This window comes from Lactobacillus sp. PV012, assembly GCF_014522325.1.
Classification (GTDB): Bacteria; Bacillota; Bacilli; order Lactobacillales; family Lactobacillaceae; genus Lactobacillus.
Genome location: NZ_CP041983.1, coordinates 587132 through 601833, shown reverse-complemented (window position 1 = coordinate 601833; position 14702 = coordinate 587132). Strand labels below are relative to the sequence as shown.

15 protein-coding genes, 1 tRNA gene and 1 riboswitch are annotated in these 14702 nt (G+C 34.5%); of the genes, 4 read left to right on the top strand and 12 right to left on the bottom strand.

Annotation, left to right across the window (positions count from 1 at the left end; translation table 11 throughout):
- Positions 1 to 17: 17 nt before the first annotated feature.
- The gene (locus FP433_RS03045) at positions 18 to 245 is read right to left on the bottom strand and encodes a 2-hydroxymuconate tautomerase (RefSeq protein WP_265487092.1); all 228 of its coding nucleotides are present in this window, start codon (positions 243 to 245) and stop codon (positions 18 to 20) included.
- 139 nt (positions 246 to 384) lie between these two features.
- Here FP433_RS03045 and FP433_RS03040 point away from each other — a divergent pair.
- Positions 385 to 458 (top strand) — tRNA-Arg (locus tag FP433_RS03040).
- A gap of 197 nt (positions 459 to 655) precedes the next feature.
- On the opposite strand, the gene FP433_RS03035 is transcribed toward FP433_RS03040, so the two are convergent.
- The 9 genes from FP433_RS03035 to lysA form a co-directional block, all read right to left on the bottom strand.
- A complete protein-coding gene (locus FP433_RS03035; protein ID WP_265483122.1) occupies positions 656 to 1057 on the bottom strand; it encodes a type II toxin-antitoxin system HicB family antitoxin in 402 nt (133 codons plus the stop codon).
- Positions 1058 to 1192: 135 nt separating this feature from the next.
- Positions 1193 to 1360 (bottom strand): type II toxin-antitoxin system HicA family toxin, encoded by a 168-nt coding sequence (locus FP433_RS03030; protein WP_265487090.1) that lies wholly within the window; start codon positions 1358 to 1360, stop codon positions 1193 to 1195.
- A gap of 237 nt (positions 1361 to 1597) precedes the next feature.
- Complete coding sequence (locus FP433_RS03025) at positions 1598 to 2656, bottom strand: aspartate-semialdehyde dehydrogenase (RefSeq protein ID WP_265487089.1); 1059 nt, start codon at positions 2654 to 2656, stop codon at positions 1598 to 1600.
- Positions 2649 to 3842 (bottom strand): aminotransferase class I/II-fold pyridoxal phosphate-dependent enzyme, encoded by a 1194-nt coding sequence (locus tag FP433_RS03020; RefSeq protein WP_265487088.1) that lies wholly within the window; start codon positions 3840 to 3842, stop codon positions 2649 to 2651. The genes FP433_RS03025 and FP433_RS03020 overlap by 8 nt, the downstream gene beginning before the upstream one ends.
- Before the next feature lie 13 nt (positions 3843 to 3855).
- On the bottom strand, positions 3856 to 4623 hold the full coding sequence (gene dapB, locus FP433_RS03015) for a 4-hydroxy-tetrahydrodipicolinate reductase (protein WP_265487086.1): 768 nt from the start codon (positions 4621 to 4623) through the stop codon (positions 3856 to 3858).
- Positions 4616 to 5551, bottom strand: coding sequence for a 4-hydroxy-tetrahydrodipicolinate synthase (dapA, locus tag FP433_RS03010; protein WP_265487084.1), 936 nt, complete (start codon positions 5549 to 5551; stop codon positions 4616 to 4618). Before dapA ends, dapB begins: the two co-directional genes overlap by 8 nt.
- Positions 5552 to 5553: 2 nt before the next feature.
- Entirely contained in the window at positions 5554 to 6702 is a 1149-nt protein-coding gene (locus FP433_RS03005; RefSeq protein ID WP_265483132.1) for an N-acetyldiaminopimelate deacetylase, read from the bottom strand.
- Between the two features lie 2 nt (positions 6703 to 6704).
- Positions 6705 to 7415: a 2,3,4,5-tetrahydropyridine-2,6-dicarboxylate N-acetyltransferase gene (gene dapD / locus FP433_RS03000; protein WP_265483134.1), complete on the bottom strand. Its 711-nt coding sequence runs from the start codon at positions 7413 to 7415 to the stop codon at positions 6705 to 6707.
- A 15-nt stretch (positions 7416 to 7430) separates the two neighbouring features.
- On the bottom strand, positions 7431 to 8741 hold the full coding sequence (gene lysA, locus FP433_RS02995) for a diaminopimelate decarboxylase (RefSeq protein ID WP_265483135.1): 1311 nt from the start codon (positions 8739 to 8741) through the stop codon (positions 7431 to 7433).
- Positions 8742 to 8844: 103 nt separating this feature from the next.
- Positions 8845 to 9014, bottom strand: a riboswitch (Lysine riboswitch).
- Between the two features lie 159 nt (positions 9015 to 9173).
- On the opposite strand from lysA, the gene FP433_RS02990 reads away from it, so the two are divergent.
- Together FP433_RS02990 and dapF are read left to right on the top strand one after the other, a co-directional pair.
- Entirely contained in the window at positions 9174 to 10529 is a 1356-nt protein-coding gene (locus FP433_RS02990; protein WP_265483139.1) for an aspartate kinase, read from the top strand.
- 11 nt (positions 10530 to 10540) lie between these two features.
- Positions 10541 to 11545: a diaminopimelate epimerase gene (gene dapF / locus FP433_RS02985; RefSeq protein ID WP_265483140.1), complete on the top strand. Its 1005-nt coding sequence runs from the start codon at positions 10541 to 10543 to the stop codon at positions 11543 to 11545.
- A gap of 37 nt (positions 11546 to 11582) precedes the next feature.
- Here the strand turns inward: dapF and FP433_RS02980 are convergent, their stop codons facing one another.
- Positions 11583 to 12206, bottom strand: a complete 624-nt coding sequence (locus FP433_RS02980; protein WP_265483142.1) for a TetR/AcrR family transcriptional regulator — start codon at positions 12204 to 12206, stop codon at positions 11583 to 11585.
- A gap of 294 nt (positions 12207 to 12500) precedes the next feature.
- On the opposite strand from FP433_RS02980, the gene FP433_RS02975 reads away from it, so the two are divergent.
- The gene (locus tag FP433_RS02975) at positions 12501 to 13163 is read left to right on the top strand and encodes a nitroreductase family protein (RefSeq protein ID WP_265483144.1); all 663 of its coding nucleotides are present in this window, start codon (positions 12501 to 12503) and stop codon (positions 13161 to 13163) included.
- Between the two features lie 63 nt (positions 13164 to 13226).
- Here FP433_RS02975 and FP433_RS02970 read toward each other — a convergent pair whose 3' ends face one another.
- On the bottom strand, positions 13227 to 14582 hold the full coding sequence (locus FP433_RS02970; protein ID WP_265483146.1) for a C45 family autoproteolytic acyltransferase/hydolase: 1356 nt from the start codon (positions 14580 to 14582) through the stop codon (positions 13227 to 13229).
- Positions 14583 to 14702: the final 120 nt, after the last annotated feature.

The following is a 14702-nucleotide window of genomic DNA, read 5'->3' as shown; positions in this document are numbered from 1 at the left end:
TTAGTTAAATTGATGACTCAAGCGCGCCACTTTCCACCTTGACCATACGTGTGCTTATCCAATTCATTAATAATCACATGAATATGCTCTTTAGGGGCTCCAGTATTCTTATGCACAGCTTCTGTGATATCTTTCATCAAATTAGTAAGTTGCTCATCGCTACGTCCTTTAATTAATTCTACATGTACAAATGGCATAATTATCTCCTTTTTCTTTTTTATTTTTATATCTTTATTATAATGCATCTCTCTTAGGATCAACTATTAATTTATACTAAGACGTTCACCAATAGGAAATTAAGCAAATATTTACAAAAAGTTTTAAAAAGTGTTTGACTTTTAACAAATAAATTTCGTATAATATTAAATGTCCGTTAGCGGAGATGGTTCGGTAGCTCAGCTGGATAGAGCAACGGTCTTCTAAACCGTGGGTCGTGAGTTCGAATCTCACCCGAATCATAAAATGTATTGCTAGATTAAGCTTTACAAGTTATTATTCATAATTTGTTCATCAAAAAGTCCACTCAGATTGTTTAATTCTGAGTGGACTTTTTTATACTTATTTTTTTAATTACAGAATCCTACTTAAAAATGGCCATCAAAAACTAACGCTTAGCCTAACTCATACACATTATTTACAACTATTACATCATCTTTTACTTGGTTAAAAGCTTTGCTTCTAGAGCTTCTGTTAATGTTTGTGAAAAATTTATTCCAGCTTGTTCTGCCTTATAGGCAAGGTCGCTCGGAATAGTTGTATTCTTTTTAATTGTTGTTTTTTTAGTTTCTTTTCTAGCCTTTTCTAAATCTGAAAAGATTGGTACAACTAATTTTTTAGGATTTTCCTTTTTTACTCTTTCAATACTGGTTGGTTTTGGCAATTTATTTTCGGGAACATCATATAAAAACGCACCTAAAACCTCTGAACCTCTAGCCATTGCCTCTCCTTCACCTTTCCCATCAGTAATTGCCCCCTCTACATCAGGAAAAGTTACCGTGTACAAGCCTACTTCGTTTTCTGAATCATCTAATATAGCCGGATATACCACATACTTCATAAAATACCTCCTTAAACTTACTTAGTAAGTTTATTTTATTATACGTATAAAAGCGCACTTAATCAACAGTTTTAATTATGAAAAAAGTGACATATAATAAAAAGCAAGTAATAACTACTTGCCTTTTATTAAGTATTACCCATTAATCACACGTAAGATACTATGAGCTGTTCCAACAGCTATAGTATCTTTTCTTTTGCTAAAAGGAATTGCAACCATCTTCCCGTCTTTAGGATTTACGAAAATATGGTGATCTCCTCTTATGCGATCTTCCTTAAATCCAGCTTTTTTAGCCTTCTTCACAAGGTCAATCGCTAAGTATTGTACCCATCGACACCCTCCCTTCCCAAATGAGATAATTTAATTATACGCCTTAAAGAGTATTACAACAATAAAGCTGACATTACTATTCAATACGTAATAAAACACGCCAGTCCTTTAATGCGAGCGTTCAAAAATTAACTTCTTTAGTCCATAGTAAAAACCACAAAAGCATCCAACTTTTGTGGCTCATTACCCTCACTCTAATTATTCTTTTCTCTAGATTAAATCTTCTTTTACTAAATATTCTGCATTTTCTACTGCATTCCAAGCTGCACCCTTTAATAAATTATCAGCTACAATCCATGCATTAAATGCGCCTTTATTTTCTTGATCTGGACGAATGCGACCTACAAAAGTTTCTCTTTTTCCAACAGCATCAATTGGTTGTGGGTACACTTGATTTTCTGGATCATCTTGCACAACTACTCCTGGGAAATCAGCCATCACTTTTCTGATATCTTCAGCTGTTGCGGTTTCATCTGCAACTGTAAAGTAGACGCTTTCTCCGTGAGAAATTGGGACTGGGACACGAACACAGGTAGCAGTCACCTTAATTTCAGGTGCATCCATATCATTAAGCATAATCTTCTTAGTTTCATGAATCATTTTCCATTCTTCATGAGAATACCCATCTTCTTCAAAAACATCAATTTGTGGCAACAAATTAAATGCTAAAGGATAGTGTTTTTTATCTCCCTTAGTTGGCAAAATCTTTGCATCTTCTTGCATATTTTTTCCATCCAAATAATCTTGCGCTTCTTGATTTAATTCATTTAAAGCAGATTGCCCTGCTCCTGAAGAAGCTTGATAGGTAGAAACAATAATCTGCTTTAAGCCAAATTTTCTTCTAACTGGTTCCAATGCCATTACCATTTGAATCGTTGAACAATTTGGGTTAGCAATAATTCCATGATGATTCTTTAGCTGCTCGCCATTAACCTCTGGCACTACCAAAGGCACATCTGGATCCATTCTAAAGGCACTGGTATTATCAACACACACCGCTCCTCTTTTAACTGCCTCTGGTAAAAATTTCTTTGAGACACTTCCACCAGCTGAAGAGAGGACCAAATCTACTCCGTCAAATGACTCGGGTTTAGTTTCTTCTACTATATATTCTTTTCCTCTAAAAGGAAGCTTTGTCCCTGCAGAGCGAGAAGAAGCTAATAATTTTAATTCTTTTACTGGAATAGAAGATTGTTCTAATTGCTCAATCATTCTTCTTCCAACAGCACCAGTTGCTCCTAAAATTGCAACATTATATTCTCTAGTCATTATTATTTCCTTCTTCCACAAACTTCTTTATTCTTTTCAAAGCTTCATGCAAGTTTTCATCTGAAGCTGCATAAGACAAACGAACATACCCTTCTCCACCTGGGCCAAAAGCATTGCCTGGAATTACACCAACTTTAGCTTTTTGAGCTAAATCTAAGGCAAATTGATACCCATCATTATGGTATTTTTCTGGAGCCTTTATAAAAATATAGAATGCTCCTTGAGGCTTAACTGCTTGCAGGCCTATTTCCTGCAATTCTCGGTAAACATAGTTGCGACGCTTTTCATATTTTTGACGAGCAGCTTCAATATCATCCAGTCCATTAGTCAAGGCTTCTAAAGCAGCTGCCTGGGAAGCATTAGATGCCGTAGCTACTAAAAAGCCATGAATTTTATTTAGTTGAGCCATTGCCTCTTTAGGAGCAGCCATAAAGCCTAAACGATAACCAGTCATCGCATGAGATTTAGATAGTCCTGAAACAAAAATTGTTCTTTCAGGAATTTCTTTAGTAATTGAATAATGGTCTATTCCATAAGTCAACCCACTATAAATTTCATCAGTGATCACAAATAAATCATGATCTTTAATTACTTTTGCTAGAGCCTTGATTTGTTCTTTAGTATATTCAACTCCACTAGGATTAGAAGGATAATTTAAAATTACTCCCTTTACCCGATCTCCCTCTTTTTTCAAAACTTCTTCGAGCTTTTGTGGTGTCAAAATAAAGTTATCCTTTGAAACATCTACTAAAACTGATTCAGCTCCGCCTAAAGAAACCATTGGCCAATAAAATGAAAAGATTGGTGTTGGAATAATAAACTTATCTCCTGAATTAGCTAAAGATAAGATTGAGGCCGCTAAAGCTTCACTTGCTCCTACAGTCACAGAGATTTCAGTATCTGGATCATAAGAAACACCAATTGTTTTTTCTAAAAAATTACTAATTGCTTGGCGCAGCTCTCTTTTTCCTGCTTGAGGTCCATAGTGTGAATCATTATTGGCAATACTGGCAATTGCAGCTTGTTTCACATGCTCCGGGGTGTCCATATCTGGTTCACCAAGTGTCAACTTAATTAATCCATCAATTGTAGAAATCTGATTATCAAATTCTCTGATTCCTGAGACTTGGATTTTTTCTGCATTTTCACTAAATTTATTCTTTAAAGATTCTGGTAATGCTGGCATAATTTCCATCCCCTTATAAAATTTTTTCTAATCCAATTACTAATTTAGATAGTTCATCAACTTTTTCTAAGGCAACCTTTACTCCACTCATAAACGAAGCACGATCAAATGAATCTTGACGAATAGTTAACGCTTCTCCAGGACCACCAAATAAAACTTCTTCATGAGCTATATATCCTGGTAACCGGACTGAATGAATTTTTATTCCTTTATAGTCTCCGCCCCGAACATTTGCTAATGTTTCAACCTCATCAGTATTTGTTTGATGCGGCAAACGAGTTTCATTAATTAACTTAGCAGTCGCAAGTGCCGTACCTGAAGGAGCATCTTTTTTATCAGCATGATGCATTTCAATAATTTCAACATCTAGGAAATACTTTGCAGCTTCTCGCGCAAACTTCATTAAAAGTACTGCTGATAAACCAAAATTAGGTGCAATTAAGCCACCTAAATGGTTGTCTAAAGCTAGTTTTTTTAGAGTCGTTACTTGCTCATCAGTTAAACCAGTTGTACCAACAATAGGTTTCATTTGATGATTTAGGGCATAGGAAACATTTTCAAATACAGAACTTGGCACTGTAAAATCAATCCAGATTTCTGCAATTCCTGCTGGAATTTCAGTTAACTTTGTAAAAACTTGTGCCGTCTCAGGTAAAATTTCCTTCTGCACTGTCGGAGCTAAACCTGCACTAATTTCAAAATCAGGCAAAGAATTGATTAACTCAATTACTTTCTGCCCCATTGATCCCGTATAACCAGCAATTAATACTTTTTTACTCATTTAGACTTCCTCCCAAATCTAACGATAAATGATGAAGTAGAGCATCTTCAGCTAGACCTAAATGCCGAGCTAAATTTCTTTTTTCTTCATTATTTAAACTAACTATTGGCAAGCGACAATCACCCATTTGAAATCCTTGCGCACTTAAGACGGCTTTAGTTGGACTAGGAGATGGATACATAAAAAGTGCTTGCATCTTTGGCGTTAAAAAGCGCTGAATATTCGCTGCGTGTTGGTATTCATCGGCATATAATACATCATACATTTTTCTCATTAATTGCGGATAGACATGCGAAGCAACTGAAATTACCCCATTAGCGCCTAATACTCTCGCACTTAAAGCTTGCGTATCTTCTCCTGTAAAGATGGCAAAATTTGCTGGGGTATGGTCGACTAATTCTTCCAGTTCTTCTAAAGAAGCACACTGTTTAATTCCGACAATATTTTCTAAAGCTGATAATTCAATAATTGTTTCTACTTCCATTTTTACCCCAGTGCGGCCAGGGATGTTATACATAACAATTGGTAAATTAACGTTTTCACTTACCGTTTTAAAATGGACCTTCATCCCTCGTTGATTAGGCTTATTGTAAGGTGGCACGACTACCAAGGCATAATCAATCCCCGGCAATTTACTTACTTCATTAGTAAAAGCAATTGTTTCAGCAGTATTATTACTCCCAGTTCCTGCGATTACTGGAACTCTTCCAGCTACAATTTCACCAAACCTTTGATAAAGCTCTAATTTTTCTGCATGAGTTAAAGTTGGTGTTTCGCCAGTTGTTCCCCCAATTACAAAACCATTCGAACCTTGGTTAATTAAATAATTAGTTAATTTTTCTAGACTTTGATAATCAATTTCTCCTGAGTCATTAAAAGGAGTCACAATTGCAGTTAATAAATCTGCATCCCTTAAACTTGTTGTCATTCTTATTCCATCCTCTCTTTTAAAAATCCAACTACTGCTCTAACACCCTTTAAAATACTTTTTTCTTGAGGATTAAAAGTTGCTGAATGAAGCTCTGAATCATCTTCAACACCTAACCAAAACATCGTTCCTGGAATTTTATTTAACAAAAAGCCAAAATCTTCTCCAGTCATTGCTGGTTTTGTTTCAATAAATTCAACTTCAGGATTCTTTTTCATATAAGTAATAAATTGCTGCGTTAATTCAGGGTTATTTTCAACTGGCCAATATCCTCCCTGATTAAATTTAAGATCAATTTTTACTCCAAAACTTAATTCAATTCCTTTGCAAATTTCTTTAATTCGCTGACGAATTTTAACAATCATCGCTTGAGTCAATCCGCGAATTGTGCCATAAATCTTTGCTTGGCCAGCAATTACATTCCTAATAGTTCCCGCTTCTACTTTTCCGAAGGTCACCACACCACTTTTTATCGGATCAATACTACGTGAGATTATAGTTTGCACCTGCATAATCAAACTTGCAGCAGTTACTACAGCATCATTGGCATCTTGGGGAAAAGCTGCATGACCACTTTTACCCTTAATCTTAATATCCACTTCAGTCGTTCCTGCAAAAAGTGTCCCCATTCGGCAACCAATCGCTCCTGCTGGTAAATTAGGATTATCATGTAAGCCATAAAATTCATCAACTTGAAAATTATTTGTAAAAATTCCTGCTTCGTAAGCTCTCTTAGCTCCACTTTCACTTTCTTCAGCAGGTTGGAAAAAGAAGATCAAATTATCTTGTGGTTGATTTTCACTAAAATAACTTAAGATCCCTAAAGCTACTGTCATATGAATATCATGCCCACATGCATGCATAACATTGGGAGTTTTAGAAGAATAAGGTAAATTTGTCTGTTCAGTCACAGGTAAAGCATCCATATCAGCGCGATAGCCAATATTTTTGCGAGGAGCTTTTCCTTTTACTTTTACTAAAATAGCAGTTGGCAAACTCTCAGGAACCATTATTTCGAGGTATTCTTGGTTTAATTTTCTAATTTCTTCTATTAATAAAGCCTGAGTTTTGAATTCTTTTAAAGCTAATTCTGGAATTTGATGTAATTTTCTTCTAATACTAATTAGTTCATTTTCAGTTAAGATACTCATCCTTATAGCTTCCTTAAATCTTCTTCTAATCCTGTTTTACTGGATGTCTGATCATCAACTTTTTTAATGAAACGTGCTGGTACTCCGGCAACTACTGTATAAGGTTCCACATCTTTGGTAACAATTGCACCCGCAGCTACTACCGCTCCCTTTCCAATGTGTACTCCTTCAATTACTACCGCATTTGCTCCAATTAAAACATCATCTTCCACTACAACTGGTTTGGCACTAGCTGGTTCAATTACTCCTGCCAAAACTGCTCCAGCCCCAATATGAGAATTTTTACCGACAATTGCTCGTCCTCCAAGGACTGCTCCCATATCAATCATACTGCCTTCACCAATTTCTGCACCTATATTAATAATGGCTCCCATCATAATAACTGCATTTTTGCCAATTACTACTTGATCACGAATTAAAGCACCTGGTTCAATTCGAGCATCAATTTCTTTTAAATTAAGTAAAGGAACAGCGGAATTACGAGCAACATTTTCTATATGATAATCAGTAATTAAATCTTGGTTATCTTTTAAAAATTTTTTTACTACTTCCCATTCTCCAAAAATTGTTCCGCTATGACTTTCAGTGAAATTTTGAATATCCTTTGGAAATTCTACTTTATCTAAATTTCCTTTTAAATAAACTTTAATAGGTGTCTTCTTTGGTGCGTTACCAATAAAATTAATGATTTCTTCTGCATTTAGTTCTGCCATAAGTCAATTCCTCCACTAATTTATATATGATTCATCTAAGTGAACTAAGTCGGCTAAGCTTTCTCTTTTTACTACTAATTTATCCTGACCATTTTCTACAAAGACTACTGCTGGTCGAGGATTACGATTATAATTTGAAGCCATCGAGTATCCATAAGCTCCTGTATTTAACATAGCTAAGATATCCCCTGCTTTTACATCCGGTAATGGTTGGTTACTTGCTAAAAGATCACCTGATTCACAATATTTACCCGCAATTCTAACTTCTTGGGTAACTTCTTTAAAAGGATTATTTGCTAATACTGTATCATAATCTGCTTGATATAAAGCTGGACGAATATTATCTCCCATCCCTCCATCAACAGTAATATAAGGTTGATAACCAGAAACTTTTTTACTGCTACCAACTGTATAAAGATTGATTGCAGCTGGTCCAACAATTGAACGACCAGGTTCAATATTAATTTCTGGCATCTTCAAATCAGCCTTTTCAGTTTCTTGTTTAATAGTTTGAACAATTACTTTTACAAATTCTTCTGGTGCCAAGGGATGATCATTTTCTACATATCTAATTCCAAATCCCCCACCTACATTCAAAATCTGCGTTTCATAATGGTATTTTTCGTACCATTGCTTTGCGACCTCTACTAACTTACGGGCAGCCATTTTAAATCCTTCTACTTCAAAGATTTGGGAACCAATATGAGCATGAATGCCTAGCATATTCATTCGAGGATTATTTAATACTTTTACTAGAGCTTCTTCGGCTTGGCCTGATTTTAAATCAAAACCAAATTTACTGTCTTCTTGACCTGTTTGGTCATATTCATGAGTATGAGCAGAAATTCCTGGCGTGATTCTTAACATTACATCTATTTTGCTATTCTTTTCTGCCAAAATATCACTTAAAAGTTCAATTTCATGAAAATTATCAATTATGATTTTCCCAACGCCATGCTCTACTGCCATCTCAAGTTCAAAACGGGATTTATTGTTCCCATGAAAACTAAGTTTCTCCATTGGAAATCCTGCTTGGTAGGCTGTATAAAGTTCTCCAGCTGAAACTACATCCGCATAAGCGCCTTCTTGATCAACCACTTCATAAATTGCTTTTGCCGCAAAGGCTTTACTAGCATAGCTAACTGCATAGTTTACTTTTTCTTGATCAAATACTTTCTTAAAAGCACGGATTTGGTTACGAATCTTACTTACATCATAAACAACCAATGGTGTGCCATACTTGTGTGCTAAGGCGAGTGTGTCTACACCACCAATCATTAAATGATTTTCTGCATTGACATCATTTTTGTTAACTTGTAAATTCATTTTAATTCTCCTATCATCTTTGCGGTAGAAGCGCTTGGAAAAACAAAAATCCTTTGCTTGCAGAGGGTGCAAACAAAGGATTAACTAAAAATCATTAATCAAATTGATCGACAGCGCTCCGCGAATCTTTCGCGACAGTTCGCAGCTTCTTCAACTACGACCCAGCAGATAAGTTGGCTTTTATCTGCTTCGGCAACTTCCCCTTTCCTAGTTAGTCAAAACTTCTGCCCAGCTCATAACTAGTACTCTTGTCAGTTGCACCTCTTCGATTTACTTAGATTCTATACTTTTATTAATTAACAATCAAGTAGTTTACCACTTTTTTTAATTATTCTTGCAGATATATTAATCTATGTTAAAATTCAGTTAATTTAAAAGTTTAATTTTAACATAATTAATTCATCTATCCATTTATGAAAGAAGGAAATGCAAATGAAAGTAATTAAGTTTGGAGGAAGCTCTTTAGCAAGTGGCTCTAAGATTGATCAAGCTTTAAATATTATTAAAAGTGATCCTCAAAGACAAGTAATCGTTGTCTCAGCTCCTGGCAAAAGATCAAGTGATGATATCAAAGTAACTGATTTATTAATTAAATATGCTAATTTAACTTTAAGAAAAGATGATCTAACTGAAATTCAAAGAAAGATATTTTCCCGTTATCAGGAAATAGCTCACTACTTTAATTTAGCTGATGCAGACCTAACAGAAATCAAGCAATATTTACTTTCACTACCAACCAAAGTCTACCCAAATGAAGAATATTTAATGGCAAACTTTAAAGCGCACGGTGAAAGATTAAATGCGATGCTAATTGCCAAAATATTACAAAAAAATGGTCTTAAAGCACGCTTCCTTGATCCAAAAGAAGCTGGTTTAATTGTAACTGGCGAACCCAATGATGCTTTAGTTAGCCCGGAAACTTATACTAATTTAGAAAAAATTCATTTAACTCCTAATGAATATATTGTTTTTCCCGGATTTTTTGGAATTACCCCCTCTGGAAATATTGCTACTTTTTCTCGTGGCGGTTCAGATATTACTGGGGCTATTTTAGCTAGAGGCTTTAATGCAGATCTTTATGAAAACTTTACTGATGTTAACGGAATTTTCTCTGCTAATCCTAATCTAATTCCTCACCCACAATCTATTAAAAAAATGACTTATCGTGAATTACGAGAACTTTCTTATGCTGGCTTCTCCGTATTTCATGATGAAGCTTTAATTCCAGCAATTGAGGGCGGAATTAAAATCAATGTTAAAAATACTAATGAGCCTGATAATCCAGGAACCATGATCGTACCTGAAAAAGATTTTAAGCCAGAGCAAACAATTACTGGTGTTGTGAGTCAAAAACATTTCTCTGCTCTTTATTTACATAAGTATTTACTTAATAAAGAAGCTGGTTTTACCTTACGGATTTTACAAATTCTTTCAAAACATAATATTTCTTATGAACATATGCCTTCTGGAATTGATGATATTACGATTGTCTTTAATCGAAATTTTTTAAACGATCAACTTATTGACCAACTATGTAATGAAATTCAAGCAACTGTCAATCCTGATCATTTAGAATGGATTGATGATTATGCAATTTTAATGGTTGTTGGAGAAGGAATGAAGCATCAACCTCAAATTAGTGCTCAAATTCTTCATAATCTTGCCAAAAAGCATATTTATCCACGCATGATTAATAAAGGTTCTTCCCAAATTTCTTTAATGATTGGTACCAAAAAAGAAGATGCTGAAGAAGCAGTCCAAACTATCTACCACAATTTTTTTAATTAAGGAGCGGAAAAATGGTTGAATTAATAAAAGTACATGGATCCCAAAATCAATTTTTCATATTAGATCAAGAAACTTTAAGCCAAAAGTTAAATGACAAGGAGTTAAAAGAACTTGCTCTTGCTTTAACCAATCACAAAACTGGCTTACTTCATGGTAGCGATGGTTTATTAGTCGTAGATAAAGCTAGTTCTGATGCCCTAGCACAAATGCGTGTAATTAACGCTGATGGAAGTGAAGCGTCAATGTGTGGAAATGGTCTGCGGACAGTAGCACGTTATTTACATGAAAAAACTGGTCAAACTGAATTTAAAGTTCAAACAATGAAAGCTGACCTAAACGTAAGGAAATTTGAGGATTTTGCTCATAACGTCCCAGCTTTTGCAGTTGAAATTTCACCAGTTAGTTTTAACGCTGCCAGCTTACCGTTTAAAAATTTAGGTAGAGAACGCCTTATCAATGATTTTGTTCCTGAAATTTATCCTGGACTTAAATTTACTAGTCTAGCTGTGCCAAATCCTCATTTGATTAGTTTTATGAGTCAAGAGCAGATTGAAAGTAACATTTTAGGCGGAGTAGGAAGCTACCTCAATGGTGATAACCCCTATTATCCAGATGGAGTAAATGTTAATTTTGCTCAAATAATTGATAAAAATAAAATTTTTGTACGGACTTTCGAGCGCGGCGTTGGTTTTACTAATGCCTGCGGTACAGGGATGTCTGCCACCTCCCTCGCCCTAGCTTTGACTCATCCTGAAGCTGGAGAATTAGAGCAGACAATTACTGTCTACAACCCTGGTGGTTTCGTGAAAACTATTCCACACTATGATGCACTACACCACCGCTATTGGATTGAATTAATTGGTAATGCCACTTTTACAGATAAGATTAATATTAGTGAAGAAGATTTAAAAAATCATAACTTTACTCATGCTGCAATTACTTCTACCAATGAACAAGATGCATATCTGAACTTTGTTAACAATCTCCCTCACTTCAACAATGTAACTTCACTATAATAAAAAATGGATATACCTTGATTTAGGTACATCCATTTTACTTTTGCATAACCAATTGTACTGGTGACATTAATTGTACTTGTCCTAAAATAGTTCTTACTTGTTTAGGAGACATAATGTCATAGTTTTTGAGCCAAAAGATTATTGTATCAACAATTCCTCCAATATAAATTTTAAGCATTAACTCTGTAGGAATTTCACCGAACTTTTTTCTTTTCTGGTATTCTTCTGGAAAAAGATACTTAAAGCGTACAATAAATTCTGTTTCGGAAATATTTCTAATGAGTTCTAAAAAATGAAGATCCCCATTATCTGATAGTAACACTTTTGCTTCATCTTTCCATTTACTACAATACTCAATAGTATAGCGAAAACTATCTTCAGCTAACTTACTAATTTCTTCAGGAGAAGGAATTTCCTGTAAATTCCTTAAAATTTCTCGATCTTTTTCCAAAGCTTCTTGTAAGCCATTGACTAAATAAATCTCCGTTTTAGCTAAAACATCATTTTTATCAGAAAAATGCTGATAAAATGTACGTGAACTTACTTGTGCTTTTTCTATAATATCCTTATTTTTTAAAGTATTAAACGGCTTTTCTTTAATACATTCAATGAGTGCATGCTGAATACGTAACTGTGTATTATAATAGCGTATATCCACGTGCTCTCCCCCCCCCTCTTTAAATAACATTCATTTTAATTCAAGTAACAAAAATACAAAAATTAAATAACATCTAAAATAGAGTATACCATAAAAAGTAAACAAATTGTTTACTTTTTTTATATTCTTTTTAAAAATTATTGAATAACTTTAAAAAGGGCTGTAATTCTTTTTATCTAAAATAATTAATTTATACTAGTAATTAGAAAATAAGATAAAATAATATAACGTCATTATTCAAAAAACTTGAAAAAGTGTTATTTTTTTAATAACTAAAGATTGGATGAATCAACAATGGAATTCAAAAAGATTTTAAAGGATCAACAAGAAATTAAACAATTTAGTAAACGTTCTGTCCCTACTAAAAAACTTAAAAAAATTATTTCACAGGCCCAACAAGCTCCTTCTCTTCTTAATTCACAACCATGGCGTGTTTACATCTCAATGCCCACCCTTACTAATAAAATTAGAGCAGCTTATTATCGCTCATTTACTAAAAACAAGCCAATTCACTCTGAATTAGAAAACTTCATTCCTAACGGGAAATGGGATATACGCGAAGCTAAAAATATGCTTAACTATAGTGATTCAGTTCAGTTTTTAAAGGAAGGAAAGTTCTCTGACTATACTGCTGCTGAAGCAGAACTTTACCAAGCTCAAATTTTAGCTGTAATTACTATTCCAAAGGTTTCACCTGCCTGGTCACTTTACGATTTAGGTTCATTTTCACAATGCTTACATTTAGCAGCTAAAAATGAAGGAGTGGATTCGCTCAATCTTTATAGTGCTACTCACTATCCAGAAATCGTTCATAAGTATCTTAAAATTCCTGACTCTGAAGCAGTCGGAATGGTAATCGCTCTAGGCCACCGTGCTAAAGAAAAAAATTCAACTTTAAATTCTTTACCTACCTTACGTTTACCATTTGACAGTGTAGGAAAATTTATTACAGAATAACAAAATAAAGAGATAATTCATATCAGCATATGAATTATCTCTTTGTTTTGTGGAATTTATTATTTAGTTAAACAAAGTCCAAGGTTGACTTGGTCTACTGTAAAGGTATCCTTGTTGCCATTTCCATTCTGGGTGTTGCTTAATAAATTCATCAGCATCAAATGGTTCACCATCAGCACGACCAAAGATTCCCCACATATTTAAGTTATCGATATCATTAGCATCAGCACATTTACCATCGCAAGAACCTGCTGGGTAAAATGGAACATTCCAAACTGCATGTGGATCGTCAGCATAATATTGTGGATCAACATCATAGTGAGCACAAATATTTCTTGAGGAAGGATTTTGGTAGCCAAGGTATGGATCATACTTATCAGCTAAAATTTTCTTTGCCATAGCAGTATCAATTTTACCACTCACTTCTGGTAATAATTGTTCAAATCGTGTTCTACGAGCACCTGTTTGCTGGCGAGTATCATTGTAACCATTGTCTACACACTCTAAATTACGAATTCTTGGGTTGTGACAGGCATTACAGCCATAGAAGTAACCATCTTTTGTTCGTAATAATTCTTGATACTTTAAGCCTTGTTCATAACGAGCAATTTCATTATTTTTAGTATCTGCTAATAACCAAATATTTGCATATCCACCATTATTACCCTTATTAGCAATCTCAATCCATTCATCAATGTTATCAGCATATTGCGTTGCTTTACGGGCACGGACATATTCTGGAATTCCATTAACATCATATCCTACAAATCCAGCAATTGTAGTTTCAGTAATTCCTAAGCCGGCATCAGTTACATAAAAATCAGTCATTGAGTCAATATAACCTGGAACAGTTTGCATCTTAAAAGAGTGACCCTTTTCTGGTTTCACTAATTCACAAACATTAAAGTATTGACCACTCCAAAAATCATCAAAACTTTCATGGGCAATGACTGGTTTTCCATCTGTAGTAGCAGATCCCGTAGCTACAAAACCTGAACAGTGGGAAGATCTTGGGCCTTTTGGAGGATTATTAGAATAGTTAGCAGCAACTTGTGGCCACCAATAGCCTGTTAACTCCATCCAAGCATTCCAACCAATAATGTCATCTAAACTAGTTTCATATCCACCAGCTGTAAAGCCATCAGCCATCCCTTGCATTTCTTCTAAGTATTCTTCAGGAATCTTATCCTTATGTAATTTCACAGCTTCTTTAACAAAGAAAGAGTAATCCATTCCATAAAATTCAAGTGTCATGCGGTCATACACTCTGATTGCATCTTTATACTCATCAGTTAATAAATAGCCATGTTGGAATCCTATTTCATAAGGTTTTCCTTGGACAGTAATATAGTGCCAACCATTTTCGTCTTTTCGACTAGCCTTAGCAACAATTGCTTTTTGGTCTTTTGTTAAGGACATAATGTTAATACCTCCATTATCTATAAACGTGAAATTAAATTGTTAAATAGATATTTAGATAATAACTTGCAAGATAAATATTTATAATCTACTTACCTTTAAAGATAGTGGCATTTACTT

Excerpts from the sequence above, each read along its gene's own strand:
- FP433_RS02970 (WP_265483146.1), bottom strand. The coding sequence starts at position 14,582 with ATGTCCTTAACAAAAGACCAAAAAGCAATTGTTGCTAAGGCTAGTCGA.
- FP433_RS03025 (WP_265487089.1), bottom strand. The coding sequence starts at position 2,656 with ATGACTAGAGAATATAATGTTGCAATTTTAGGAGCAACTGGTGCTGTT.
- lysA (WP_265483135.1), bottom strand. The coding sequence starts at position 8,741 with ATGAATTTACAAGTTAACAAAAATGATGTCAATGCAGAAAATCATTTA.
- dapB (WP_265487086.1), bottom strand. The coding sequence starts at position 4,623 with ATGAGTAAAAAAGTATTAATTGCTGGTTATACGGGATCAATGGGGCAG.
- FP433_RS03005 (WP_265483132.1), bottom strand. The coding sequence starts at position 6,702 with ATGAGTATCTTAACTGAAAATGAACTAATTAGTATTAGAAGAAAATTA.
- FP433_RS03035 (WP_265483122.1), bottom strand. The coding sequence starts at position 1,057 with ATGAAGTATGTGGTATATCCGGCTATATTAGATGATTCAGAAAACGAA.
- FP433_RS03020 (WP_265487088.1), bottom strand. The coding sequence starts at position 3,842 with ATGCCAGCATTACCAGAATCTTTAAAGAATAAATTTAGTGAAAATGCA.
- FP433_RS02975 (WP_265483144.1), top strand. The coding sequence starts at position 12,501 with ATGGAATTCAAAAAGATTTTAAAGGATCAACAAGAAATTAAACAATTT.
- dapD (WP_265483134.1), bottom strand. The coding sequence starts at position 7,415 with ATGGCAGAACTAAATGCAGAAGAAATCATTAATTTTATTGGTAACGCA.
- FP433_RS03045 (WP_265487092.1), bottom strand. The coding sequence starts at position 245 with ATGCATTATAATAAAGATATAAAAATAAAAAAGAAAAAGGAGATAATT.
- dapF (WP_265483140.1), top strand. The coding sequence starts at position 10,541 with ATGGTTGAATTAATAAAAGTACATGGATCCCAAAATCAATTTTTCATA.
- FP433_RS02990 (WP_265483139.1), top strand. The coding sequence starts at position 9,174 with ATGAAAGTAATTAAGTTTGGAGGAAGCTCTTTAGCAAGTGGCTCTAAG.
- dapA (WP_265487084.1), bottom strand. The coding sequence starts at position 5,551 with ATGACAACAAGTTTAAGGGATGCAGATTTATTAACTGCAATTGTGACT.